Origin of the sequence: Rathayibacter sp. AY1C1, assembly GCF_002932105.1 — a bacterium.
Classification (GTDB): Bacteria; Actinomycetota; Actinomycetes; order Actinomycetales; family Microbacteriaceae; genus Rathayibacter.
On record NZ_PSWH01000029.1, the window covers coordinates 23,827 to 47,717 of the forward strand.

The following is a 23,891-nucleotide window of genomic DNA, read 5'->3' on the forward strand; positions in this document are numbered from 1 at the left end:
CGTCATGGTGCCGGTGGTGGCCATCGCGATTCTGTTGTACGTGTTGCTCTTCGGCGGCGCGGCTGTAGCCGCATGCCTGCCAGCCGGGGGACCGGTGAACGTGTCCGCGATCCCCGCGGACGCGAAGGTCGGCGCCTACGGGCACGACCAGCTCGTGAACGCAGCACTGATCGTCAACGCGGGCGCCGCGAAGGGCCTCGGCGCCGATGGGCAGACGCTCGGCGTGCAGACGGCGATCGGGGAATCCTCGCTGGTGAACATCAACTACGGGGACGGTGCGATCAACCCGGACGGGTCGGTTGCTGACTCGATCGGCTTGTTCCAGCAGCAGTCGAGCTGGGGCACCGTCGAGCAGCGCATGGACCCGACGACCTCGGCGGGCTTCTTCTACGACCGCCTCGTCGCGGTCGAGGGCTGGCAGTCGATGGAGCCCTCCATTGCGATCAACAAGGTGCAGCGCAACGCCGACCCGAACCACTACACGAAGTACCGCGCCGACGCCGTGGCGATCATGACGTACCTCAACGGCCTCGGCAGCAGCGCGACCGCACCCACGGCCACCACTGCGCCGGTGAGCGTCCCGTCGACGCCGACGAGCACCGCGACGTCGACGGCCGCGCCGGTCGGCGGATGCGTCCCCGTGTCCGGCGACGCGCAGGCACTCGCGGCCGGCCTCGTGACGGCGATGGAGGAGGGCCGGCTGCGGCTGCTCGAGGACCGCTACGCGCAGCAGATCCGCGACATGGCCGCCGGGACCGCCAAGGAGAACTGCGGCATCGACGTCCGCATTCTCCAGATCATCACGATCGCGCTCAACACGTTCGAGCACGTCGGCGTCTCGGACCTCAACCGCCAGTGCACCGGCTCCCTGCTCGGAGCGGGCACGGGCTCGTCGCACTGGATGAACGGCGGCGGCAACGCCGTCGACTTCTTCTCCTTCAACAACACCGCCACCACCGGCTGCGACGCGAACGCACTGCAACTGCTGACGGTCCTGGACCCGCAGGTACCCCAGGGCTCTCGTGCCGGCCAGATCCAGTGCCGCTCGACCACGTACCAGCACATCACCCAGTTCGGTGACACCCCGAACCACCTGCACTTCGACGTCGCCTACGCCGACGGCCCCCTCACCACCGGATAACCGGACCCCGTCGACGTCGCACCCGCGGCGCCGATCACCCCCGCACCACCCAACACAGAAAACGGAGCACACCATGTCTGCACTGCTCGCAGCAACGACCGACATCCTCACCACCGCGGGCGCGCTCGGCGCGGTCGTCCCGGACCCGGGTCCCGGCGGCATGCCCCCCGGGTTCGAGGCCTTCACCACCGTCATGGGCTGGGCCAAGTGGGTCGGCCTCGGCGTCGCCGTCGTCGGCCTGATCATCCTCGGCGTCACCATGACCGTCTCCGCCCGCCGCGGCGAGGGCGGAGAGATCGGCGGCTGGCTCGGCCGGCTCCTCGTGGGTGTGATCGTCATCTCCGCCGCGTTCACGATCGTCGGGTTCCTGATGGGCGCGTAGCGTCCCCGGGAAACCGACACCACCAACAGAAAGGCAAGGGACATCATGAACGACTCCGAACCGCGTAACCCATTCACCACGAAGGGCTTCATCGTCGGAGCCGCCATCGTCGGAGCACTCGCCGTCGCCGGCATCGTGCTCGGCGTGACGTCCCTGGACGCCGGGGGAGGCGGCAACACCGCCGCCACCCCCGGCGCCTCCACCCCCAGCTCGACCATTTCGGCGGACGCCGCGAGCGTGTGCGGACTCTCCGGATACGACGAGACCGGGACTCTCACCGCAGCACCGACGACGGAATGGACCATCGTCGGCACGATGGCCGCTCCGAACTCGGACACGGCCGGACCGGGAGCTACTGATGACGACGGCGTGCGACGCTGCTACGCCCACACCGTCGACGGAGCACTCTTCGCAGTCGCGAACCTGTGGGCGATGGGCTCCAACGCACGCTTGTCCGATCCCGTCATCGAGAAGCTGACCGTTCCCGGCCCCGGACGGGATGCAGCACTGGCGAGGGACGTGGCGCAATCGAACACGGGCCTGAGCGCTCAGATCGCGGGCTTTAAGACGCTGTCCTACAACGGAGACAGCGCGACGATCGACATTGCCTTCCGGCTCAACGACGGGACCCTCGCGAGTATCGCGACGGACGTTGCCTGGTCGGACGGCGACTGGAAGATGCAGCTCACCGATGAGGGCCAGTCGGCCTACAACCCGGTGCGGCTCCAGAGCCTCGGCGGCTACGTGCCATGGGCAGGTGTTGCATGAGCATCCTCGCCACCACCACCGCTCCGCCCGAATCGGAATGCGGCCTCCTCGACTTCCCCTGCAAGCTCAACGAGGGCATCGGCGACATCGTGTCGGTCGCCGCGAACGATGCGTTGCAGCAGTTCGTCAACAACATCATGGAGGGCTACGGGAAGGCCCTCGCCTCCCTCGGCACCCTCTGGGTGCGCGTACCTTCGCCGGTCACGGTCGTGGACCAGGGCGGCGGAGTGAACGGTGGCGGGACTCCGCCGCAGCCGGAGGCGTTCGAGACGATTCTCGGCTACGTGACGTGGGTGTCCGCGGGCCTGGCCGTCATGTCCCTCATCATTGCCGGAGTGATGATGGCCTCCCGGCGCCGGCACGGCGACGGCGAGGCTCACATGGGCCGTATCGGTGTGATCATCATGGCCGTGCTGCTGCTGTCCTCGGCATCAGCGCTCGTGACCGGGTTCCTGCCTCTGGCGATGCACCTCAACGAGTCCTCGAGCGTCGTCGGCTGGGTGCAAGGTCAGTTGCAGTGGTACACCGGCGGTATCGCGATCCTCTCGATCCTCGTCGCCGCCGGCCGCATGGTCTGGACGCAGCGCGCGATGCCGTTGCGCGAGCTCGCGGGATCGGTCCTGACGCTGATCGCCGTGGCCGGTGCCGGCCTCGTCGTGATCCGCCTCGCGACGTCCGCGGGAGATGCGTTCTCCGTCTGGATCCTCGATAACTCGACCGACTGCAGCGTGACCAACGGGGAGTCGAACTGCTTCGGCACGACGGTCGGAGCGATGATCGGGATGACGATGGCGTCGCAGAACTCCATCGGCCTGATCGGCCTGTTCCTGCTGGGCATGCTGGCGGTGTTCATGACCTACGTGCAGATCGCCCTGATGGTGTTCCGCGGCGCGATGCTCGTCGTCCTCGCCGGGATCTTCCCGATTGCCGCCGCCGCGACGAACACGGAAATCGGGCGGCAGTGGTTCAAGAAGGCGATGGCCTGGACTCTCGCCTTCATCCTCTACAAGCCCGCCGCCGCGATCGTCTACGCGATCGCGTTCCGGATGACCGGCACCGACCTGTTCAAATCGGACGGCACCGGGCTCTTCCAGATCGTCACAGGCCTCGCGCTGATGCTCATCGCGCTCGTGGCCCTGCCCGCGTTGATGCGCTTCCTCGTCCCGGCCGTCTCCTCGGTCGGCGGTGGCGGCGCGGCGGGCCTGCTGCTGGGCGCCGCGGCGCTCTCAGCCGCAGGTGACGTCGCGACGGGCGCGATCCGCGCCAGCAGCAACGGTGGCGGCGGTGGCGGGAATGGCGGCGGTGGAGGCGGCAACAGCTCGTCCACGGACGGACCGTCCGGCAGCACGTCGACGCCGGGCTCTCCCGCGTCATCGCCGGCCGCAGACCCGTCTGGGTCGGCGTCGACGGCAGGAAGCGGCGCTGGTGCCGGTGCCGGTGCCGGAAGCGCGGCGACCAGCGGTGCAGGAGCCGCCGCGTCGAGCGGCGCCGGTGCAGGGGCAGCCGCGAGCGGCGCCGCGGCCGCGGCCGGACCGATCGGCGCCGGTATCGCCGTCGCGACGAAGGCCGCGGAGGGCGCGAAGCACGCCGCGCAGGCCGTGAAGGCCGGCACCGAAGAGGCGACCGGCAGCAACGAGAGCGGGAGCTAACCCATGTCGAGCACAGCAACCGAGCCGATCAAGGCTCGCACCTACGGCAACTGGCGAAAGCCGCAGACCGCCGGCCTCGGCGGGCTGGGACAGCTCGCCACCCTCGTGATGTTCGTGGGCATCGTCGCCTCGATCATCGCGTCCATGTTCTCCGGCCTCGGGCCGGCACTGATCGTCGCCGCGATCTTCGGCGGGATTCTCCTGACCGTCTCGGTCAAGGACAAGCACGGGCAGAGCGCCCTCGGAAGGATGGTGGTCCGCGTGAACTGGTGGCGTACCAAGAGCAAGGGAGCGAACGTCTACCGCTCCGGTCCGATCGGCCGCGCGAAGTGGGGGACGTTCCAGCTCCCAGGCTTGGCCGCACCTTCGCAGCTCACCGAGCACGAGGACTCCCACGGCCGCCGGTTCGCTCTGATCAGCACTCCGATGACGAAGCACTTCACCGTGGTTCTCGCGACGGAGCCGGACGGCGCCGCGCTGGTGGATCAGGAGCAGATCAACAACCAGGTCGCGGAGTACGGCATCTGGCTCGCGAACCTCGGAGACGAGCCCGGCATCGAGGCCGCCTCGGTCACGGTCGAGACGGCCCCCGACACGGGCACGCGCCTGCGCGGCGAGGTCGAGGGGTCGATGGACCCGGACGCGCCGCTGTTCGCGCGAGCGATGCTCCAAGAGGTCGTAGAGACCTACCCGGTCGGATCGGCCACGATCCACGCCTACATCGCGCTCACGTTCACGGCGACCGCGCGGATCAACGGGAAGCGCCGCAACGCGAAGGAAGTAGCCTCCGACCTCTCCGCCCGCATCCCCGGCTTGACGTCTTCTCTCGCGGCGACGGGTGCGGGCGCAGCGCGGCCCCTGAGCGCGCAAGAGCTGTGCGAAGTCATCCGCACCGCGTACGACCCCGACGCGGCGCTCCTGATCGATCAGGCGCGCGCAGAGGGCGAGACGGCCGACCTGTCTTGGACCGACGTCGGCCCCGCGGGCGCCGAAGCGCACTGGGACTCCTACCGTCACGACGGAGCGGTGTCGACGTCGTGGACCATGACCGCCCCGCCGCGCGGCGTCGTCCAGTCGAACATCCTCGCCCGCCTGCTCGCACCGCACCGCGACATCGCCCGCAAGCGCGTCACCCTGCTCTACCGACCCATCGACCCCGCCCGCGCCGCAGCGCTCGTGGAGGCGGACCTCAACGCCGCCCAGTTCAACTCCTCCGCGTCCACCAAGCCCACGGCGCGCTCGACGCTCTCGACCCGCTCGGCGCAGGCCACGGCCGCGGAGGAAGCCTCCGGCGCCGGACTGATGAACTTCGGCCTGATCGTCACCGCGACCACGCTGCAGCGTGGCCAAGAGCCCGAAGCGCGCGCCGCGATCGACTCCCTCACCTCAGCCGCCCGACTGCGGATGCGGCCGGCGTTCGGCTCGCAGGACTCCGCCTTCGCCGCCGCCCTCCCGCTGGGGCTGGTCCTGCCTCGGCACCTGCGCATCCCCAACGAAATGCGGGAAATCCTGTGACACACCCCGCCACCACCAGGACGGCACTGGACACACGTCCGGTGCCGTCCCGGCTTAACCCTCAGCCCTCACCCGTCTTTGTCGCCGTTCCGACCCTTATTGGAGGCCCCCAGTGAGCATCACCACCAAGCTCTTCTCCCGCCACCGCGACACCGAGCCCGTCGACGTCCCCGCCGACGTCGACGGGGACGAGCTGCCCACCGGCGCCGTCGACGTCGACCAGAGCGAAGAGGCCGGCGACGTCGACGCCCCCGACTCGGCCACGCCCACGGGCGCGGTCGGCTCCCCGTCGACTGACGCTGCCGCGTCAGCAACGGCGGACAGCCGGGCCGGGTCTCGCCGCGCTCGGAAGGTGCAGGAGGAGAGTGCCGCGGCCCGCGCCGCGGCCTCGCCGCTCGCCCGCGAGACGCCGTCCAAGCGGTCGCGGAAAAAGCGGGCGATCCCGCACCAGGGCGGGAAGCAGAAGACCGAGAAGGAATCGGCGCCGAAGCGACCGATGCGGCCGACGTCGACGGGATGGCTCGGCCGCGGCGGCGGACAGGTCGTCTCGATCCAGCCCGCCGATGAATTCCGCGCGACGACTGTGCAGGTGTGCGGCCTGTACCCATTCTCGGTCGGCACCGGCACGCCCATGATCGGCGTACCGCTGGGCAAGAACCTCACCACCGGGGCCTCCGTGTTGTGCGACCCGATTAGCTGGTTCCAGCGGGCGCAGCTCATCTCCAACCCGTCGATGTTCGTCCTCGGCAAGCCGGGTCTCGGGAAGTCCTCGCTGACCCGCCGCATGGCGACCGGGCTCGCCGGGTACGGCACCATCCCGCTGGTCCTCGGGGATCTGAAGCCCGACTACGTGGACCTCATCCGCGCGATGGAAGGACAGGTCATCACCCTCGGCCGCGACCGCGGCTACCTCAACATCCTCGACCCCGGCGAGGCGACCAGCGCGGCAAAGCGCCTCCGAGACGACGCCGACCAGGCGCTGGAGCAAGCCGCGGAGCTCGACGCCCGCGGCGGCGACTCCAAGGAGCTGCACCTGCGTGCGGTGAAAGCGCAGCGCCTCGCCGCTCAGGTCCTCGCGGACGCTCACGGCCGCCGGCACACGATGATCGCAGCGCTCCTGACGATCCTCCGCTCTCAGCCGCCCACGGACCGGGAGGAGACGATCATCGACCGGGCGTTGAAGTACCTGGACGAGCACCACGAGGGCATCCCCGTCCTCGCGGACCTGCTCGCCGTGATCCAGGCCGCGCCGGACGAGATTCGACAGGTCGCGCTCGACCGCAACGACCTCAAGCGGTACAAGGAAATCACCGAGAACCTCGAAGCGTCGCTCATCGGCCTCACCTCCGGTGGCCGGCTGGGCGAGATCTTCTCCCGCCAGACGACGACCCCGATGCGGCGGGATCGGCCGGTGGTCTACGACGTGTCCTCGATCGATGACTCCGAAGGCGACCTCCAGGCGGCGATCCTCCTCGCGTGCTGGTCCGCGGGGTTCGGGACGGTCAACGTCGCCGCGGCGCTGGCCGATGCGGGGATCGAGCCCCGCCGGCACTACTTCGTGATCCTGGACGAGCTGTGGCGGGCTCTGCGCGCGGGCAAGGGCATGGTCGATCGCGTCGACGCGCTCACCCGCCTCAACCGTGCCCGCGGTGTCGGCCTGGCGATGATCAGCCACACCATGTCCGACCTCCTCGCGCTTTCCAGCGAAGAGGACCGGATGAAGGCCCGCGGCTTTGTGGAGCGCTCCGGCATGGTCATCTGCGGCGGCCTTCCCGGTGCGGAGATGCCTCTGCTCACGTCGGCGGTGCCGCTGTCCGCGAAGGAGCAGGAGATGCTCACGAGCTGGCAGGACCCGCCGGCCTGGGATGGCGTCTCCGGGAAGGAAGCGGACCCGCCCGGCCGTGGCCTGTTCCTGATCAAGGTGGGCGGCCGTCCCGGCATCCCCGTCCGCGTCCACCTGACCGCAGCGGAGAAGGACGTCAACGACACCAACAAGCTCTGGCACACCACGAGCCGCGCAGGCCGCGCGAACGAGCCCCTGGCGACCGATCCGGTCATGGTGGAGATTCTGCCGTGAGCGTCCTCGTCGCCCTCGGCGCGAGCTGCGTCGCGCTCGGCGCGGCCGGCGCCGCGATCGTCAGCGTGATCGCCGCCCGCCGTCAGGGGGCGGCGGAGCGCGACCGGTTTCTGCTCACGGGCTGCTGGACCGGGGTCGCCCTCATGGCGGGCTTCGTCGCCTGGGACCAGTGGGACCGGGTGATCGCATGAGCTGCACGTCGACGGTCGTCTACGACGGCTACCTCTGGGGCTGCTCGATGACGACGACGCTCCCGCACACCGACCACATGACGGACCTGCCGGTCGAGTACGTCGACAACGGCCAGGCCGTCCTCACCTGGGGCACCAGCCGGCAGGCGACCAGCGACGACACGACGGCCCCCTACGACGGGCCGATCTATGAGCGATGCGAGCCGCGCAGGTTCCTGCCGGCATCTGTTCCGTTGCTCGAGCGGGCGATGTCGTGATCGCCGCCCGCGCCGGGGGTGCGCTGCTGCGGGGTCCGCTCGGCCAGGTCGGCGCGGTCGCCGGGCTCCTGGCTGTCGCGGTCCTCGTGGCCACGGCCGCCACCCTCGCGTTCACCGCGCAGGTGCAGCACGCGATCCCCGCCCAGACCACTCTCACCAGCCCAGCACCGACCGAAGGAGTTGCACCATGAGCCTCACGAACAACCGCCGGAAAGAGCCCGGGAAGGCCAGTAACGGCTTCGGGGTCGCGTTCGCGGCCGGCGGTGTCCTGATCATCGCCCTGGCCATCTACATCGCGGTCCGCGTCGGGTCCCAGGTCGACGGTGTGAATCCCGACATGGACACCGACCCGTCGAACTTCTTCTCCGTCGTGGTCGACGTGTTCCGCGGCCGACTCGTCTGGCCGGGCACCGCGACCCTCATCGTCGCCGGGATCGGCGCCGTGGTCGTCTTCTTCGGCACCCTGTTCCTGATCGCGAAGAACGGCGGGAAGAAGAACCGGACCCCGATCGACTGGACCGCCCGCCACACCGCCACCTCCGCGGAAATGAGCCACATGCGCGGCAAGGAGGCGAAGGAGAAGTCGGCCCGACTGGGCGTGACCGACTCGTTCGGCGTCCCTCTGGGTGACCTCCTCAGCGACGGTCGACCTATCTACGCCTCGTTCGAGGACATGGTGCTGCTGCTCGCCGGCCCCCGCGTAGGCAAGTCGACGTCGTTCGTCATCCCCGCGATCGTCAACGCTCCCGGGTCCGTGGTCACGACCTCGAACAAGCGCGACGTGCTCGACGCGACCCGCGACCTCCGCGCAGCACGGGGGCAGGTGTGGGTGTTCGACCCGCAGCGCGTCGCGGTCGAGCCGCCGTCGTGGTGGTGGAACCCCCTCTCCTACGTCACCGACGACACCAAGGCAGCGAAGCTCGCGCAGCACTTCGCGTCCGGATCCAGCGAGGTCGGCGCCCGCTCGGATGCGCACTTCGAGCCGTCCGGTCGCGAGCTGCTGGCAGGCTTCCTGCTCGCCGCGGCCCTCGATGGCCGCCCGATCACGGACGTCTACGAGTGGACGACGAAACCCGGCGACGAGACGGCCGGAGACATCCTGGCCTCGAGCTATTTCCCGCTGATGGCCAAGAGCTTGCAGGGCGCGACGCGGTTGGAGCACCGGGAGCGCGGATCGGTGTACTCCACTGCCCGGCGCATGGCGTCCTGCTTGAAGGACTCCGGGACCCGCCAGTGGGTGAACCGCACCGGCGAGAACGACACCCGGCCGGAGTTCAATCCCGGCGCCTTCGTCCGCTCCACCGGGACGCTCTACAGCCTGTCCAAGGAGGGTGCCGGCAGCGCCGGCCCCCTCGTCCTCGCCCTCACCGCCGCGACCGTCGAAGCCGCGGAGGAGCTGGCCGCGGTGTCGCCCGGCGGCCGGATGCAGACCCCGATGCTCGGCGTCCTCGATGAGGCGGCGAACGTCTGCCGCTGGCGCGACCTGCCCGACCTCTACAGCCACTACGGCTCCCGGGGGATCCCGATCATGTCGGTGTTCCAGTCCTGGTCGCAGGGCGTGAGCGTGTTCGGGAAGGAGGGCATGGACAAGCTGTGGTCGGCCGCGAACGCGAAGATCTACGCCGGCGGAATCTCGGAGACGGGGTTTCTGCGGATGGTGTCAGAGCTGATCGGCACCTACGATCGCGAGACGACCTCCGCGAGCATGAACAAGGGCGTGCGCTCGACCACCAGCGCGTTGAAGCGCGAACTGATCCTCGACGTCGCGGAGCTCGCGAACCTCCCCACGCCCAAGAAGGGGCGCAAGATCGGGCGGGCGATCCTGATGTCCTCGGGCTCGCGTGCCGCGATCCTGCGCACGGTGCCGTGGTTCGACGGTCCCAAGCCGCTCGTGGCCGCGATCAACGCCTCCATCGCGAACCACCGACCGGGCGCAGCGCCGACACCGACGCCGCCGCCGGCCCCGGAGCAGGGACACGGCTTCACGCCGGTGACGGGCTCATGAGCGAGGACTTCTATGGGGGCGTGGACGACGAGGCCGCGCCCACCTCAGCGGACGATGTGGCGACGAGCGCCCCGGAGAGCGAGGAGCCGACAACGCATTTCGGGTCGGCGGATGAGTTCGTGCGCAAGCAGCTCATCGGCACCTACCGGCGCCGAGTCATGGCGCAGGGCTCCGGTGGCGGTCTGCGGTGGAAAGCGGCCTGGTGGGAGTCCAAGGAAGCGCAGCAGCGCATCGAGGCGCTGTGGCGGGCGTGGGAGGCCGCACGCGCCGACCCGAAGGCCGGGATGAGTGCGTGGTGGATCAACCACTGCGATCCGCACATGAGCGTCCTGCTCTCTGCGGACGGGCCGTTCGCGGACTCCACGGACGAGAACCGGATCGGTGAACCGCTGCCCTACACGGCACCGGTAGAAGGCACTTTCCCGCCCGATCTACAACCGCCGCTGTACACGCAGCGCCCATCCAGAGAAAACGCCTGAGAGGCGCTCTGAGGACGTAAGAAGGGGAGCACCGTCCGGTGCTCCCCTTCTTCGTTCTCGACGCTCCGGCTAGCGGCTCAGGTCCGCGCGATCGGCGCCCTGCCCCTGGCCACGACCGCGCCGCGTCTGAGGGACGGTGCTCATCGGAGCCTTCGACGTCACCGCGGCGCTGGGCGGGGTGGCGTGCGCGCTGTCGGCGCTCATCCGCGCCTCGATGACGTGCGGGGGGACTCCCTTGGCTTCCATCGCCTGAATGGTCGACTGTCGACGCTCGGCACTGTCGTAAGCGATCTCTCCGGCCTCACGCGACGCTGACGCGCGCGGATCCGTCGCGGGCGGCGCCGACTCCGTGGACGGGCCTCCGGTGCCCTGTGCGGCCTCCTGGCGCTCTGCGGGGGCGTCGTCGCGGAAGAGCTGTGCCTGAGCGCGCGCGTCGGAGGCCAGCTCGCGCAGCTCGTCAGGAGTCGCGTTGGCGGTGCCACCGGCGGCCGCGTCGCGGTCGTAGTCGCTCGCGCGCGCTTCGAGCTGCGCAGCCATCTCCGCGCGCCCGTTGTCGACGTCGGACGCACCGGGGGTTTCTCGAGCGGCCTCCTGGTTGCGGGCGTCGTTCGCGCGGTCGAGGCGGTCGGCTTCCGCGATCAGTAGTTGTGCCTCCGTAACCTCCGCTCCCGCTCGAGCACGCTCGGGAGCTACCGTGTCCTTCCACTCCTCGACCAGCGCGGCTCGTGCAGCAGCGACGGCCGCGGGGTCCGCGGTGCGGAACTCTCCGTCGTTCCAGTCGATCGACGTCTGCACGCGGTAGTCCTGGAACCCGGCCGGGTCGGTGTCGCGCTTCCATTCCTCGGCCGCGGAGAGTTCGAGGGTGCCGGCGTCGCCCGCGAGCGCCGCGCGGTAGTCGGTGATCAGAGCGCGCTCCGCGTTCACGTCCGGCTCTGCGCGGCCGCGTATGTCCATGGTGAGACGGTCGTCGTCGTGGCGGTGGTAGTGCTCCGGCGCGGAGTTGGTGGCCCATTCCTTCGCCCGGTCCAGCTCCGACTTCGCCTGACCGGCGGCGTCGCGCAGCACGGCGGTGTCGACGCCGTAGCGCTCGAACACTTCGCGCTGAACGACGGCCGACGCGCGCTCCGCGATCGGGTCGTGGTTCTTCCACGCCTGCGCCGTCTCCGCGACCTTCGAGATGTCTTGGATGCTCGCCTTCTCCCACCAGTCGGGCCGGTCCACGACCTGCAACGTCGCGCGTGCAGCGCCGCGCTCGGCGTCGAAACGGGCCGACAGCTCGCGCGCCTGCGCGGCGGAGCGTGCCTGCGCGTCGCGGGCCAGCTCCTCGCGCAGCCGGGCGAACTTCTCGCCCATCTGCATCGCGATCGTCAACGCGATCCGGACGTTCTGACCGACCTCCTGGCCTACCTCGTCGTCGTCACTCATGACTTCCTCCCCTTGCCTTGGTGAATCGTCTATCGGCCACGGTCGCCGCGGTCCTGGTCAGGTCCCTGCCGAGACTGTCGGGCGCGGTCCGCGAGCATCGCTTCCTCGCGCTCCCGGTCAGCCTTGGTGAGATTCGTGGGCACGGGACTGCCCGACCCGAAGTTGGTCTGGGACAGCCGTCGAACGTCTTTGAGCTCCTCCGGGAGCGCCTGCCAGGCCCGCTCGTTCTCCGCGACCTTCTCGGCCTTCACGACGACCTGGTAGCCATCGCGTACAGCGGACAACTGACCCCGCAACGTCTGCGACAGCTCGCGCATCCGTCGCGCATCACCGGCTGCCTTATGAGCCGACGCGACCGCGTGCGTCAAGCGCGCGAACTGGTTCAGCAGCAGCAGCTCCGCGGCTGCATTCTTCTTATTCCCCGCCGCGGCCATGATCAATGCGGAGTACGCCGCCGTCGAGGGCATCATCGCGGGCCGCGGGCGCGTCTCGTGCGCCCGAAGGTGCGCCGAGCGGGCGAGCGATCGCGCAGCGTCAGCGAGCGGTCCCGGGGTGGGCTCCATTCGACGGGACCACGCCGCGTAGGCGCCGGCCGTCTCGCGCGCAACGTGCGCCCACGTGGCCCTGTCGGAGGGGTCCACGGACCTGATGTAGTCGTGCAGCCGGTCCATGTCCGCGGCGTACGCCTCGAACAGCTCGGGGGCCGGCTCCGCCGTCTCCCGGCCAGGGTTGACCGGCGTGTACTGCCAGGGATTCTTGGCTGTCGCGCGCCATTCGGATGCCGCATCCGACGCGGACTCCGGCTGGTCCGGCCAGCCCTTCCGCAGCTCCGGCAAGGTCAGGTCGCGAGCGAGCCGGCCGCCGCCGTGCCAGATCGCCTTCTCGCCGTTCGTCGGCCGCAGCGCCACCGAATAGCCGGCGATCACATCGTCACGACCCGTCGCGAATCGAGGGCGCACCAGCACCCCGCCCTGACGCAGACGACGAACGAACTCGCTCTCATCCTGGGACGCGGACGAGGCCGCGCGTACGGCGCGCTCGAGGCGCTGCATGTCCGGCTCGACGTGCCCGCGACGTGCAGCGGACTCACGCGCTCCCGGCCGCACACCGCGCTCCGGGAACTCGCGCTCCGGCGCCTGGTAGACCTGCAACCCGTACTCGCGCTCCAGCTCACGGCTGATCGTCTGCGACCGCTCGTAGTCCTTGTGCACCGACGCTTTCGTGCCGTCCTCGCGCACCAGCGACACGGCGATGTGTACGTGGTCGTTGCCGTTCTTCGACAGCCCGTGACGCACCGCGACCCAGCGGCAATCGGCCTTGCCGATGTCCTCGCCCGCGAAGCCCATCCGCTGCACGAAGTCGGTCGAGATTCGGCCCCACTGCTCGTCTGTGAGCTGGCCCTCCTCGGCCGCCAGCGACAGCGAGCAATGCCACACATCAGCCGCCACGCGATCCTTCACGATCGCGCCGGCCGAGTCCCGAACCGCCTCGCCGTTCTCGTCGGTGCGCACCTTGTTGCGCGTCACCTCGACGCCGAACAGCTCCCGCGGTCGGTCCAGATCCGCAGCGATCGCCGCAGCCGCAGCGCCATCCAGAACCTCATGCCCGTACTCAGCCATGATCGCGGAATCCCCCGCGATCAGGTGCTGCTCCTCGTGCTCGTTCGTCTTGCCGGGACCAACGAGGTAGCCCATCAGTCCACGCATGCGCGTGCCGCGCGTGATGTTCGTTCTCACCGTCCACCGAGCCGGTCTGCCGTCGCCTCGATCAGGCGTCGCACCCGCCGGTACTCCTCCGCAGCCTCAACAGCCTCGGCCGGGAACTGGCCCGTGCTGTTCGCGAACCGCGCGAGCTGGTTCATGTTGTCCGACGTCTTCTGCAACAGCTTCGACGCCCGGAACAGCTCAGCAACCACCAACCGCCACTCCGTGTCCGTGCGCACCTGGGCGTTCATCGCGGACTCGAACAGCAGCCGCGGCACCGTCACTTCCAGCACCTCGGCACGGGCGCGCAGGTGCGCGTCCTCCTCGGGCGTGACCGACACCTCGTACCGCTTCGACCGCGCAGCGACACCCGGCACGTTCGCGCGGCGGCGCCGGCCGAACAACCGACCCTCTCGTGACGACTCCGACACGACCCTCACCGTCCTTCCGGCCCAGCGCAGCGAACCCGCCCCCAGGCGGGGACCATACGACCAGTATGCGCCGACCCGGCCGCGCAGCGGAAGGGGCGCAAGCGGTTTACCACGGGTAAACCTATAGCTTGCTCCACAAACCATCTTCGCACCGAGCGCGACTTGGGTGTAACTCGGGTCCGAAGGACACCCGAGCGTCTCGGCTGGCGAAGCCGAACCCGAGACGCTTGAGTCCGCGCCTTCCGCATGACGGCGGCGGCGGCGGCTAGCCTTTCCGCATGAGCGACCACACGAGGAACCCTGACGACGCCGCCGACGCCGCCCGCCGACTGCTCGAACAGAGCGTCGAGAAGCGCGTCGAGGCGGTCCGCACGATCGTCTCCGCAGCCAACGACACCGACACCGCACGCGCCACCCTCAGCGACGCGCAGAACCGACACAGCAAGGCGTGGGCGGACGCCCTCGCCGCCGGATGGTCGGAGAAGGAACTCCGCGCAGCAGGAGTGCCGCGACCCGAGCAGACTCGCGCTCGCGTCACCCGCGCGCGACGCACAACGTCGGCGGAGGGAATTCCCGCCGATTCGACCGAGAGCGACAGCTCCGCGTCCATCGAGAACGCTGCATGACCGACAACGACTCCGCCGCGCTCCACGGCCAGGTCCGCGCCTGGGCGGAGGGGGCCAACCCGCTCACGGCCGCCGTCGAACTGCTGATCCGATCGGGCCTCGTGTACGCCGGAGCACCGTGGGTGAAGACCGACAACGCCTGGCACACGAGCGCAATCGACTTCGACCGCCTCGGCTACGAAATCGGAGCGCTCAGCGGAGGCGAACAGCGCGTCGCGCGGATCGCGTCGTCGCTCGGTCAGGGTGTCCCTGTCGACCTCCGCGAGGACGTCGCCGGGCTCGACCTCGAACACACGCGACTGGTCCTCGCGGCGATCGCGCACGCCGCCGGACTCGGAGAGCCCGGCACGACGATCCAGACCGTCGACGGAGTGCCGACAATCGTCCCCCATGACGCTCTGGCGTCGTGGCCGAACGAGTAGGTCGATCGCGCACGACGACCGCCCTCGTCGAGTAGCAAGCCCCCGCTCGAGCAGTCACGCTCGCGGGGGCTTCTGCCTTCCCGCGACGTGCGCGCAGGCTGCGGTCCGGCCGTCCATCCGACGCTTCACTCTTGCCTGCGCCGGCCGACCGTCAAGAGCGCTGCGCGTCCCTCCGGGATACCCCTCCGGGGCACTCCTGACGGCCACCCGCCTCCGGCATCGCGCCGCTTATCGGATGGATGGCCTCAGAGAATGCTCCCCTCGGGAAGAGTTCCGATCAGCGGCCCCTGCCGGACGCTCACCGGAGCGCTACATCGCGTAGGTGATGACGACGGATGAGAGCTTCCGCGACGTTCACGTCCACCGACGACGTGTGCACGGCCCTCCTCGCCTTCGTCGGTTCGATCGCCGCCGGCGGACACTCCGAGTCGATCGCTATTCCCGCGCTGCGCGTGGATGGGCAGGTCATGGAAGTACGGATGACGGTGAACGCCAACAGCGCGTTCGTCGTCGTCCCAGTCGATGCCGACGCGCAAGACGAGCGCGCCCTTCTGGCAGCCTCAAAGTCGGTAGTCAGCGAGCTGCGCAAGCGAAGCGCGGCCAGCCGTCAGGATGCCGAGCGGCGCTGACAGGAGTTGCTCGACTCGCTCCGCTCACGCTCACCGTCTCGGCACTTCGTGTCTAAAGTGGCGGTGCGGTTGAGAAGTGGGGACCTCGACGCCGCGCGCGGCAGACCGACGAGGGGTCGTCGGTGTCGCTCTGCTCTCGGCCGCGTCACACAGCGCGGCCGAGAGCACCACTCGCCGGCTGCTTCTCAGGGCCGTCAACCCTCCTCCCGTGGGCACAGTCGGCACCTATGGTCGGGCATGTACGGAGTGCCGTTCGCTCCGGCCCCAGTGCTCCCGGCTCGGATGCGGCTCGGCCCCTGAGCCGGGAGTAGCGGCCCGGCCCCGCGTCGGGGGATGCCGGGTCGGGCCGCTTCCCAGGGGAAGAAGCCGCACCCGAGCGAAACGACACCAGGCGTAACGTGCGGTGGTTATGCTCCGCGCATGATCGACTTCAGCTCCGCCGAGATGGCGACAGTCGAGTACGTCGAGGACCAGTGGCGCCTCACGATTCTCGACGGGACCGGCACCACGTTGGCCGAGACCGGGCTTCCGCTTTTCGGCCCCGAGAACTTCTTCGTTCGCGCCAGCTCTGACCGGCCGGCGGGCCTGGATTACGTGGGGCCGTTCTTGAACAAGCGCGGCCTGTACTACACCCAGTGGACCGGTCGCGGCCGAGACGGATGGAGCACACAGCTCCACTACTGACGAGCACACGTTGCGCGGGCAGACGTCCAGGATGATGAGCACATGTCGCGCAACACTGAGCCGTTGGCCGGTCAAATGGTCTGGCTCGTCCGCTGGATCCAATCGCGTGACGGCTGGTCGCACGAGACCATCAGCGGCGCTTTTCAGGAGCGCACCGACACGTGCTGGCGCGTCTGGGTGAACGAGGAGCTGCGCGAACTTCCCTCACAGGACTGGTCCCCCTACAAGCCGTGACGCCGACGGTGGTCCACGCTCAGCTGTGGTCAGTGACGGATCGCGGAAGCGCGCCAGCCTTCGTCCTTGACCCAGCGGAACCCAATCCAGCAAGTCTGCGGCTCCGGCGCGTCTGCGGCCGCGTCCAGGGCGACCCGAAACGTGGCAGGTGTCGCGCCGTCGATGATCGTGAACTCCGAATCGCGGTCCGCGAGCGCCCCGCACGCATCGCGCAAGCCTGCACTGTCTGACTCGGTGTTCGCGGGAAGAAGCTTCGCGATCGCCGGATCATCGTTCAACACGGGCACGAGCTCGTACACCAGCTCCTGGCCACTCCCCGACGGCGGCACCGCTCCCGACGTCGAGTCATCGAGCGACCCGACCGCAAACATGAAGACAGCGACGACGCCGGCCAGCACCGACGTCAGCAGAACGAGTAGGACCACGGTGACGCCACGATGGTGCCGCGGCGGTGAAGGAAGATCCTCCGCCTCGTCGTACGCCCCCACCGCTTCCCCTCCGCCGACAGGTCCTCCCGACCCCGGCTCACCAGAGATACCAGACCTGAACGACCAACCATCACGCACTATCCCCATCGCCCTCCCCCGTTTGGCTGATGCTCGGCAGATCACTCAGGAACCGATGTGTATGATTCCGCATGGATTGAGCGGGGACCTGGACCGCCGATCTTTGGCTTGTGACGCGAGAGCGCCAAGCCCGCCGGCGGGGGTGCGCCGACCCGAACGGCGCGCCCTCAGCCGCGCCACGATGCCAAGCTCGGTTCATCAGCTCGATGGCGTGGCGTCCGATCGGCGTCAGGTCGACCACGACTCGTCTTGGCGTGGCCGTGCCGGCCTGCCAGGGTCATGGCCATGGAGATCACAGATGATGTCGAGCGGGCCGAATGGCTTGGGCTGCGCATGCAGCGAGAGCGAAGCTGGGCACGAGTCGGCTCGGTCGCCGGATACGGGTTCGAGGCGTACGCCCGTGTCCTTCACCCTCGACCTGACGGCGATGACATTTGGGAACGCCAGCGGTGGGCGGACGTTGCTGCTACTGCCGGCAAGGTCATGCACCCGCTCGTCCAGTGGGAACGGCTCCTAGGCAGGGACGAGCCGCGCGGCGGCACAAGTGACGTCGGACGACTCGATCCGCAAGTACTCGCCGCCCTCGCACCCATCCTCAGTTCGGCGACCACTACGCCCGGCGATGCGCTCGCGGCGTACTGGGTCGGTGGGACCGGCCAGAACCTCCTCGGCAGGCCGGTCAGCATTGACCGATACGACTACATACTGGCCGCCACGAGCATGGCGGAGCTTGCCGAACCCGGATGGGGTCCCGAGATTGGCCTCCGCGGCGAGGAAGCGCCGCAACTACTCTGGCCTGAAGATCACGCCTGGGTGCTCGCCACCGAGATCGACTGGGACTCCACCATCGTCGCCGGCTCGCACACGCTCGTAAGCGCGATCCTCACTGACGGCCGATTCGAGGCCTTCCCCGTCGATGAGGACTCCGACCTGTCGTGGAACGGTGACACGATCAACCGTCCCAAAGTCCAGGAACCGTCCTAGGAGAGCGCGAAGGACAGCGATCGCGACGTCAGTGAGTGATTGAGGCCGCCTGCCATCCGCTCCGAGTTCGAGTCGTCGCATCGTTCTACGGTGCAAGCGACGCCTACCGATCGGGAGGCCGAAGGTACGCGGACAGGGTGAAGGCGGGCGGCCCATGGGTCACCCGCCTTCACACTCGCGGACGCGGAGCGCCTCTTGCGGTGACCCTACGGAGCCAGGATGTAGGACATGCCCACGACGTCCTGCACAGTTCGCGTGTTGTAGACGCCAGGTCCGGCGGCACCGTTCATCTCGGTGATGTTGATGTAGAGGCCGTCAGCGCGCTGCTCGACGGAATCGACCCAGGCGACGTGACCGTAGGTGGGGTCCGCCCCCTGCACGCCGGGCTCGAAGACGACGATGCTGCGAGCCTGAGCATCCAGGACGGTAGTCCAGCCGTTCGCGGCGGCGCTGGTGTCCCAGTCGAGGGCGTTGCCGTAGATGGCGGGACGCAGCCCGGTCGCCTCGAAGAACTTTTCCTTCGCACCCCATGTGCACTGACCGGCAGCGCCGCTGTTCGCTCCCTCGGTAACGCCAGTGGCGCGGCCGGAGTCAGCGACGGCGGTGGTTGTCTGAGTTGTGGTGTCCGCGAAGGCCGGCGCGGCGCCCACGATCGGGACTGCGACGGTGAGTGATGCTGCGAGCAGGCCCGCAGCGATGCGGGACCGGCGGAAGCCGTGTCCCGGGTGGTTCTGACGGTTGGCCGAGCTGGTGTCGAATTCGTTGCTCGTGCTGGTGCGCATGATGTACTCCTTCGTCTCTTCTTGCTTCCCTTGAACACCCTCCACGCTGCCACTCATACGGCTCCCATCACCGAAATGGAGGAAGCGGCCACGTAGCGCCCACCTCCCACCCAGGCGCGAAGCAGCGCCCGCCACGCACTGCGAGCGACCGCACCGGAGGGTGACGGGGGCTCCGTCTAGCTGAGGTACACCCCAACCGGACGTCAGGCACCATGGCCGAAGCGCGTCCGAATAGGGCCGTGTCGGACCTTGTCTGACACTTGCCCCTGCGGCTCTTAGACTTCAACTGGACAAGTAGGGGTCGGAGGCGGCATGTCGGGTCAGAGGGTCGGGTACGTGCGGGTGAGCACGTTGGATCAGAGCACGGTGCGCCAGCTCGACGGCCTGACGCTGGATCGGGTGTTCGAGGACAAGGCCTCCGGCAAGGACGTGAACCGTCCGCAGCTCGAAGAGATGATCGGGTTCGTCCGCGACGGAGACACGGTGCTCGTGCACTCGATGGACCGGCTCGCAAGGAACCTAGAAGACCTCCGCCGGCTCGTGCGCCGACTGACGGACAAGAAGGTCCGGGTCGAGTTCGTCAAGGAACAGCTCACCTTCACTGGTGAGGACAGCGCGATGGCGAACCTGCTGCTGAACATGATGGGCGCGTTCGCAGAGTTCGAACGCGAACTCATTCGGGAGCGTCAACGCGAGGGCATCGCTTTGGCCAAGCAGCGCGGCGTCTACCGAGGCCGCGCCCGCTCGCTTACCCTCGCGCAGGTCGCGGAGCTGCGCGAGCGGGCTGGTGCCGGCGTGCCGAAGACGACGTTGGCAAAGAAATATGGCATCAGCCGGGAGACGGTGTACGCCTACCTTCGCGCCTCGACATCGGCGCTACAAGCGTCTGAAGAGTGACGGGGCGCTGACATGGTGAGCACTGTCGGAGTCGTTCATGGCGCGGGAGGAAGCTGATGACAACACAGATGTTCCCTGGCGAGATCGGGTCGATGCCGGAATTGGGTTCGTCCGCGATTGCGACGTTCCGGCCCGCAACAGAGCTTCCGACTCCTGTGCGGTTTGTCGACGGCTTCGATCTCTTCGTTCAGTTCCTGCAACGCCATGGCGTGGACCCAGAGAGCCTTGCTGGTGACGTGTCGGGAGTGTGGCTCTTCCTGGCCAAGCATCCGACCGCCTTGACGACGCCAGAGATTGCCGACGCCGCAGCCCGGTTCGTCGGGAACGTGATCGCGGTGGTGCATCCCGCGGCGACCTGGCGAGTCACCAACGAGCCGGAAATCGGGACGAACGTCCGCTCCATTCCGGTCGCCGCCCTCGTGCGAACCATGGTGCAGCGTCCCGAGCAGCGGGAACCGTTCCTCGAGATGCTGTCCACCTGGGATCAAGAAGACCTCGACGACCGCGAAATCACCGCGCTCGCTCACGATGTCACTCCACCGCCGTTCACGGTTCCACCGGTTCCGTTCCAACGCGCCGCCTTCCCTCCCATCGAGTTCCGCGACGACAACGGCCACGTCATCGAATACGGGCAGCGCTGGCCCGACCACCACCCACCTGACGACGCGTACTCCCGCGTCTCCCACCCAGAACGCTTCGCACCCCTACGCCATGACGTCGACGCCCTGGCCGACTACCTCCACCGCTGGTACTCCGTCGACGTCCGCCACCTCGACCACGACGGGACACAGCAGATCCGGTTGCAGCCTCGCGCCGGAACCCCGATCACCGTCACTGCAACCGACGAATCAGTCCAAGTGGAAGCAGGCGTCTTCTTCCGCGCCACCCTGCCGAACTGCTCCTGCGATGCCTGCGACGAATCAGCAGAAACCGCCGCCGACCGCCTCGAAGAAGCCGTCCTTTCCATCGCCGCGGGCGGCTTCCGCGAGACGTACCCCCTCGGAAGTCGCCGGTGGCTGCACACCCAGCTCCACGCCGTTGACGGCAGCGGCTACACCGGCAGCAGTGGCGCCCCCGACAGAGACCTCACCACCGACGACCTCGAACACGCCACCACGACCCTGCGCCAACTCGACAACGGCTGGTGGCCCGCCTGGCCCCTCCGCACCCCCAACTCGCCAGACCGAACAGGCGACGACGAAACGACGAACGACCGAACCTGACGAGCGGCTCCAACTGCTTCGTTAGACGCCCCGCCACCTGGCTCCCCACCGGACGGGTCGCCACCACCCGTCCTCTGAACCCACGTTCGCGTACGAATCGCATGGCTAGCCTGGCTGAGTGGACTTCATCGGGTTGGCGCCCCAGCACTTTGACACCGCGCTCGGCACGGTACTGACCACAGCCGTGCAGGCGCAGGGCTGGAGCGCACAGAAGGTAGCCGTGTTCGCACGGCTCCGACCGCGCACCGTCCGACGCATCCTGACCGGCAAAACCTCGGCCGGCACCGTACAACTGCACCGCCTCCTGCAAGTCCTGCAACTCGACCATGACGCCACGATGCGCACCGTCTACATCGAAGCGCGAGTCGCGCAGCTGGCCGCGGACACCGAAGCAGCCGAGGACCGCGACCGCCCCCGGGACATGCTCGGATGATGACCGGCAACGACCTCGCCGTTCTTCTCAACCCCTTCGTCATCACCGGGGTCGTCGTCCTCGTCGCGATGATCCTCGGTGGGCCGTGGCTGCGCGAGCGGTACATCTTCCGCGAGCTCAACCGCGACACCGGCGTCACCCGACACCAGCCCACCGCCCTTTTCACCCCAGGCCGGGCCGGCAATCCGCCGCTGGTGTATTTCCTGGAACTGCACTACGCCGAACGCCTCGACACAGTGCTGATGCTGCACCGCGTCGGCGCCATCGCGAGCCTCCACGACGGCTCCATGACCATGCACGACCGCGCCGGACGCCTCCTCACCCACCTCAGCGCGCTCGACGTCGCCTACTATCGCCGCCTCAACGACACAGCCCCGCAACCACCCAACCCGGGATAGACAAGCCGGCCTGGCGCTCGGCCTTCCCTGCCCCGTTTCACGCCCCCTCAGCGGAATCACCACCGGACAGGTCTAACGAGACGGCCCCGCCCGCGCCACGCCGCGGCGGCGCACGCAACTCGCGTGCGACCGGTTGACGACCCCCTTACGGGACGTCGTTCTACCTAGCGCTGCGCATCCGCAGACGATCGACGGTGACGCCGACCGCGACGGTGACTGCGGCGGCGACCAAGCCCCACCCCAGCCCGAGCGTGAATGTTCCCCTGCTCGGGTCAGCCCAGTTCTCGATCTCCGGGCGTCTGGCGAAAGCAGAAGCATTGAGCTGGGTTGCCACGAAGGCGACAACAAGAGTCACCAGCGCAAACACCACCAGCGAAGCCAGAACCCACAACAGGAGCTGCCGACGTCGACTCCGCGCGTACCCTCGAACAGTCATGTGCTGAGCGTACGAACTGGACCGCCGCGGCGCACTAGCCGCAGTGCAAAACGTCAACGATCAGCCGGTCATCCTCCGCCTCGCGCCGGAGGCGCAAGGCGTCCGGTGGTCGATCCCGATACGGGACGCGCGCCAGCACTGTGATACCTCGCGCCACGGTGACCGAACGACGTCGGAACCGACGAGGATCCGAGGCGTGAAGAACAGCAGTGACGGTGAGCACTACCTCCTCCTCAGGACAGCCCTCTGGGCAGACGCCACCGACGTCGTTGGAATCTATGGCAGCGAGCAGCGCGCTCGGGAAGCAGCAGGTTCCTCTACGGGACCCGATCAGTGGACGCTCGAGGAGTGGAGAGGAGACGTGCGCCGCAGCAGTCTCCAGCTCTAGGCCGCTACGCGCTCACGCTGACGCAATGGAGTTGCACGGCTACAGTCACGAAGGAGGGTCGCGATGCGGCGACCGCTGGGGAGGTCGCTGTGGGCGAATCGAATGATGGCCGCTTCAAGAAGCTGCCCGATCGGATCGAGCCGGCTCAGCAGACCGTGAGCGTCCCGGCCAGCGAAGACGACTCCACGACGCCACCGCAACCGCCGGCCGGCGTTCCTGACCTCGTGATCGCGACTCGCGTGGCGGACGCCGCCACGATGACCGGCCTTCTCCGCCGTACGGCGGGGCGCGTTGCACTGACGGTCGTCGTCGTCGCGGCCGGCCTCGTCACCGTCCTCGCCGCGCTCAACCTGCGCCTGTAACCAGACCGATCAGCCGTGAGCGAGGACGGCGCGTCCGACAGCGGCGCCTCTCGACTCGCCCACCGAACATTCCGGGGATCCCATGCTCAGAGCACTTTCGTCCACTTCCATGTTCTGGATCGGTGTCGCCGGGATTCTCCTGGGCATCGTCTTCGGCACGATCGTGCCGTTCTGGATCGCCCCCTACCAAGCCAACGGATCACCCACCGTCGAACAGATCATCAGCACCATCCCGGTCCTCACACGAATCGCGGAGGGCATCGGCTACTCGTTCGTCGCAGGAGCCTTCGTCGTTCGCCACTTCGAGAAGCGCGAACTCGTCGACGCTCGACGGTCCGTGCACTTCGTCGGCCGAGCAGCCCGGAAAGACGAGCAGTAGCCCCTCCGAGCAGTCCGCTGAAAGCGTCCCGCGGATCGATCCCCTTACAGGACACTCTCGGTCGCGAGTCGGTAGCTCCTCGTGGTGAGAGCCGCGTCACGCCTACTGTTCTCCCGTGGGAGAACTCAAGGTAACGAGCTCGGCGGCGGTCGAGGCCGCTTCACGTCGCGCCGAGGGGTGGATACGCCGTGGTTGAACGCCTGGACAGTTGGGACCCGAGCAGACTCTCGCCGGACCGGCAGACACCACCCCGCCAACGACGGTTGGTGAGACTGTCGATCGCGCTGGGAGCTCTAGCCGTCGTGGCGGCCGCGGTTCTGTGGGTGGGTGATCTGCTGTTCGGAGTGCATGGCCCTTCCCACTACGTCAGCATCACCAACGACACCGGAGCCTCACTCACCTGGTCCTGCTCCTGGTCCGATCTT

The 23,891-nt window shown here is 68.5% G+C and carries 30 protein-coding genes; 24 read left to right on the plus strand and 6 right to left on the minus strand.

Annotated features, from left to right (window positions below; translation table 11 throughout):
• Nucleotides 1-100 precede the first annotated feature (100 nt).
• From C5C71_RS17655 to C5C71_RS13280, 11 genes are all read left to right on the plus strand, one after another.
• The gene (locus tag C5C71_RS17655; RefSeq protein ID WP_181065710.1) at nucleotides 101-1,141 is read left to right on the plus strand and encodes a hypothetical protein; all 1,041 of its coding nucleotides are present in this window, start codon (nucleotides 101-103) and stop codon (nucleotides 1,139-1,141) included.
• Nucleotides 1,142-1,214: 73 nt separating this feature from the next.
• Complete coding sequence (locus C5C71_RS13230) at nucleotides 1,215-1,523, plus strand: hypothetical protein (protein WP_104224227.1); 309 nt, start codon at nucleotides 1,215-1,217, stop codon at nucleotides 1,521-1,523.
• Between the two features lie 45 nt (nucleotides 1,524-1,568).
• Nucleotides 1,569-2,291, plus strand: coding sequence for a hypothetical protein (locus C5C71_RS13235; RefSeq protein ID WP_104263447.1), 723 nt, complete (start codon nucleotides 1,569-1,571; stop codon nucleotides 2,289-2,291).
• A complete protein-coding gene (locus C5C71_RS13240) occupies nucleotides 2,288-3,940 on the plus strand; it encodes a hypothetical protein (protein WP_104315596.1) in 1,653 nt (550 codons plus the stop codon). The genes C5C71_RS13235 and C5C71_RS13240 overlap by 4 nt, the downstream gene beginning before the upstream one ends.
• 3 nt (nucleotides 3,941-3,943) lie before the next feature.
• Complete coding sequence (locus tag C5C71_RS13245) at nucleotides 3,944-5,455, plus strand: SCO6880 family protein (RefSeq protein WP_181065711.1); 1,512 nt, start codon at nucleotides 3,944-3,946, stop codon at nucleotides 5,453-5,455.
• A 496-nt stretch (nucleotides 5,456-5,951) separates the two neighbouring features.
• On the plus strand, nucleotides 5,952-7,532 hold the full coding sequence (locus tag C5C71_RS13255; RefSeq protein WP_219812664.1) for an ATP/GTP-binding protein: 1,581 nt from the start codon (nucleotides 5,952-5,954) through the stop codon (nucleotides 7,530-7,532).
• The gene (locus C5C71_RS13260; RefSeq protein ID WP_104263449.1) at nucleotides 7,529-7,723 is read left to right on the plus strand and encodes a hypothetical protein; all 195 of its coding nucleotides are present in this window, start codon (nucleotides 7,529-7,531) and stop codon (nucleotides 7,721-7,723) included. The genes C5C71_RS13255 and C5C71_RS13260 overlap by 4 nt, the downstream gene beginning before the upstream one ends.
• Nucleotides 7,720-7,980 (plus strand): hypothetical protein, encoded by a 261-nt coding sequence (locus C5C71_RS13265; RefSeq protein WP_104263450.1) that lies wholly within the window; start codon nucleotides 7,720-7,722, stop codon nucleotides 7,978-7,980. Before C5C71_RS13260 ends, C5C71_RS13265 begins: the two co-directional genes overlap by 4 nt.
• Nucleotides 7,977-8,171: a hypothetical protein gene (locus C5C71_RS13270; RefSeq protein ID WP_104263451.1), complete on the plus strand. Its 195-nt coding sequence runs from the start codon at nucleotides 7,977-7,979 to the stop codon at nucleotides 8,169-8,171. The genes C5C71_RS13265 and C5C71_RS13270 overlap by 4 nt, the downstream gene beginning before the upstream one ends.
• The gene (locus C5C71_RS13275; RefSeq protein ID WP_104308533.1) at nucleotides 8,168-9,985 is read left to right on the plus strand and encodes a type IV secretory system conjugative DNA transfer family protein; all 1,818 of its coding nucleotides are present in this window, start codon (nucleotides 8,168-8,170) and stop codon (nucleotides 9,983-9,985) included. The genes C5C71_RS13270 and C5C71_RS13275 overlap by 4 nt, the downstream gene beginning before the upstream one ends.
• A 20-nt stretch (nucleotides 9,986-10,005) precedes the next feature.
• The gene (locus tag C5C71_RS13280) at nucleotides 10,006-10,464 is read left to right on the plus strand and encodes a DUF4913 domain-containing protein (RefSeq protein WP_219812663.1); all 459 of its coding nucleotides are present in this window, start codon (nucleotides 10,006-10,008) and stop codon (nucleotides 10,462-10,464) included.
• A gap of 69 nt (nucleotides 10,465-10,533) precedes the next feature.
• On the opposite strand, the gene C5C71_RS13285 is transcribed toward C5C71_RS13280, so the two are convergent.
• The 3 genes from C5C71_RS13285 to C5C71_RS13295 are packed head-to-tail and all read right to left on the minus strand — an operon-like array spanning nucleotide 10,534 to nucleotide 13,933.
• Entirely contained in the window at nucleotides 10,534-11,889 is a 1,356-nt protein-coding gene (locus C5C71_RS13285; protein ID WP_104263454.1) for a hypothetical protein, read from the minus strand.
• Nucleotides 11,890-11,918: 29 nt separating this feature from the next.
• Nucleotides 11,919-13,583: a relaxase/mobilization nuclease domain-containing protein gene (locus C5C71_RS13290; RefSeq protein ID WP_181065712.1), complete on the minus strand. Its 1,665-nt coding sequence runs from the start codon at nucleotides 13,581-13,583 to the stop codon at nucleotides 11,919-11,921.
• A gap of 38 nt (nucleotides 13,584-13,621) precedes the next feature.
• Entirely contained in the window at nucleotides 13,622-13,933 is a 312-nt protein-coding gene (locus tag C5C71_RS13295; RefSeq protein ID WP_236553717.1) for a plasmid mobilization relaxosome protein MobC, read from the minus strand.
• A gap of 368 nt (nucleotides 13,934-14,301) precedes the next feature.
• Here C5C71_RS13295 and C5C71_RS13300 point away from each other — a divergent pair, with 368 nt between their 5' ends.
• The 5 genes from C5C71_RS13300 (at nucleotide 14,302) to C5C71_RS13320 (ending at nucleotide 16,618) form a co-directional block, all read left to right on the plus strand.
• Nucleotides 14,302-14,649, plus strand: coding sequence for a hypothetical protein (locus tag C5C71_RS13300; RefSeq protein ID WP_104263456.1), 348 nt, complete (start codon nucleotides 14,302-14,304; stop codon nucleotides 14,647-14,649).
• Nucleotides 14,646-15,071: a hypothetical protein gene (locus C5C71_RS13305; RefSeq protein ID WP_104263457.1), complete on the plus strand. Its 426-nt coding sequence runs from the start codon at nucleotides 14,646-14,648 to the stop codon at nucleotides 15,069-15,071. The genes C5C71_RS13300 and C5C71_RS13305 overlap by 4 nt, the downstream gene beginning before the upstream one ends.
• A 335-nt stretch (nucleotides 15,072-15,406) precedes the next feature.
• Nucleotides 15,407-15,700: a hypothetical protein gene (locus tag C5C71_RS13310; protein WP_104227097.1), complete on the plus strand. Its 294-nt coding sequence runs from the start codon at nucleotides 15,407-15,409 to the stop codon at nucleotides 15,698-15,700.
• Nucleotides 15,701-16,120: 420 nt separating this feature from the next.
• The gene (locus tag C5C71_RS13315; protein WP_104227096.1) at nucleotides 16,121-16,384 is read left to right on the plus strand and encodes a hypothetical protein; all 264 of its coding nucleotides are present in this window, start codon (nucleotides 16,121-16,123) and stop codon (nucleotides 16,382-16,384) included.
• Nucleotides 16,385-16,426: 42 nt separating this feature from the next.
• The gene (locus C5C71_RS13320; protein WP_104227095.1) at nucleotides 16,427-16,618 is read left to right on the plus strand and encodes a hypothetical protein; all 192 of its coding nucleotides are present in this window, start codon (nucleotides 16,427-16,429) and stop codon (nucleotides 16,616-16,618) included.
• A 29-nt stretch (nucleotides 16,619-16,647) separates the two neighbouring features.
• On the opposite strand, the gene C5C71_RS13325 is transcribed toward C5C71_RS13320, so the two are convergent.
• Nucleotides 16,648-17,106, minus strand: coding sequence for a hypothetical protein (locus C5C71_RS13325; RefSeq protein WP_104227094.1), 459 nt, complete (start codon nucleotides 17,104-17,106; stop codon nucleotides 16,648-16,650).
• Nucleotides 17,107-17,469: 363 nt separating this feature from the next.
• Here C5C71_RS13325 and C5C71_RS13330 point away from each other — a divergent pair, with 363 nt between their 5' ends.
• Nucleotides 17,470-18,168: a hypothetical protein gene (locus tag C5C71_RS13330; RefSeq protein ID WP_146078502.1), complete on the plus strand. Its 699-nt coding sequence runs from the start codon at nucleotides 17,470-17,472 to the stop codon at nucleotides 18,166-18,168.
• Nucleotides 18,169-18,374: 206 nt separating this feature from the next.
• Here C5C71_RS13330 and C5C71_RS13335 read toward each other — a convergent pair whose 3' ends face one another.
• Entirely contained in the window at nucleotides 18,375-18,950 is a 576-nt protein-coding gene (locus C5C71_RS13335) for a CHAP domain-containing protein (RefSeq protein ID WP_219812207.1), read from the minus strand.
• Between the two features lie 312 nt (nucleotides 18,951-19,262).
• Between C5C71_RS13335 and C5C71_RS13340 the strand changes: the two genes are divergently transcribed.
• The 4 genes from C5C71_RS13340 to C5C71_RS13355 all read left to right on the plus strand — a co-directional run bounded on the left by C5C71_RS13340 (nucleotide 19,263) and on the right by C5C71_RS13355 (nucleotide 21,901).
• A complete protein-coding gene (locus tag C5C71_RS13340; RefSeq protein ID WP_104227091.1) occupies nucleotides 19,263-19,847 on the plus strand; it encodes a recombinase family protein in 585 nt (194 codons plus the stop codon).
• A 56-nt stretch (nucleotides 19,848-19,903) separates the two neighbouring features.
• The gene (locus C5C71_RS13345; protein WP_104227090.1) at nucleotides 19,904-21,070 is read left to right on the plus strand and encodes a DUF6226 family protein; all 1,167 of its coding nucleotides are present in this window, start codon (nucleotides 19,904-19,906) and stop codon (nucleotides 21,068-21,070) included.
• A gap of 118 nt (nucleotides 21,071-21,188) precedes the next feature.
• Complete coding sequence (locus C5C71_RS13350; RefSeq protein WP_104227089.1) at nucleotides 21,189-21,503, plus strand: helix-turn-helix domain-containing protein; 315 nt, start codon at nucleotides 21,189-21,191, stop codon at nucleotides 21,501-21,503.
• The gene (locus C5C71_RS13355) at nucleotides 21,503-21,901 is read left to right on the plus strand and encodes a hypothetical protein (protein ID WP_104227088.1); all 399 of its coding nucleotides are present in this window, start codon (nucleotides 21,503-21,505) and stop codon (nucleotides 21,899-21,901) included. The genes C5C71_RS13350 and C5C71_RS13355 overlap by 1 nt, the downstream gene beginning before the upstream one ends.
• A 160-nt stretch (nucleotides 21,902-22,061) precedes the next feature.
• Here C5C71_RS13355 and C5C71_RS13360 read toward each other — a convergent pair whose 3' ends face one another.
• Nucleotides 22,062-22,337 carry a hypothetical protein gene (locus C5C71_RS13360; protein ID WP_146076966.1) on the minus strand — a complete coding sequence of 92 codons (276 nt, stop codon included), beginning with the start codon at nucleotides 22,335-22,337 and terminating at the stop codon, nucleotides 22,062-22,064.
• Between the two features lie 196 nt (nucleotides 22,338-22,533).
• On the opposite strand from C5C71_RS13360, the gene C5C71_RS17330 reads away from it, so the two are divergent.
• From C5C71_RS17330 to C5C71_RS13370, 3 genes are all read left to right on the plus strand, one after another.
• Nucleotides 22,534-22,725: a hypothetical protein gene (locus C5C71_RS17330; protein ID WP_146076965.1), complete on the plus strand. Its 192-nt coding sequence runs from the start codon at nucleotides 22,534-22,536 to the stop codon at nucleotides 22,723-22,725.
• 89 nt (nucleotides 22,726-22,814) lie between these two features.
• Nucleotides 22,815-23,087 (plus strand): hypothetical protein, encoded by a 273-nt coding sequence (locus C5C71_RS13365; RefSeq protein ID WP_104227086.1) that lies wholly within the window; start codon nucleotides 22,815-22,817, stop codon nucleotides 23,085-23,087.
• 109 nt (nucleotides 23,088-23,196) lie between these two features.
• On the plus strand, nucleotides 23,197-23,466 hold the full coding sequence (locus C5C71_RS13370; protein ID WP_104224259.1) for a hypothetical protein: 270 nt from the start codon (nucleotides 23,197-23,199) through the stop codon (nucleotides 23,464-23,466).
• Nucleotides 23,467-23,891: the final 425 nt, after the last annotated feature.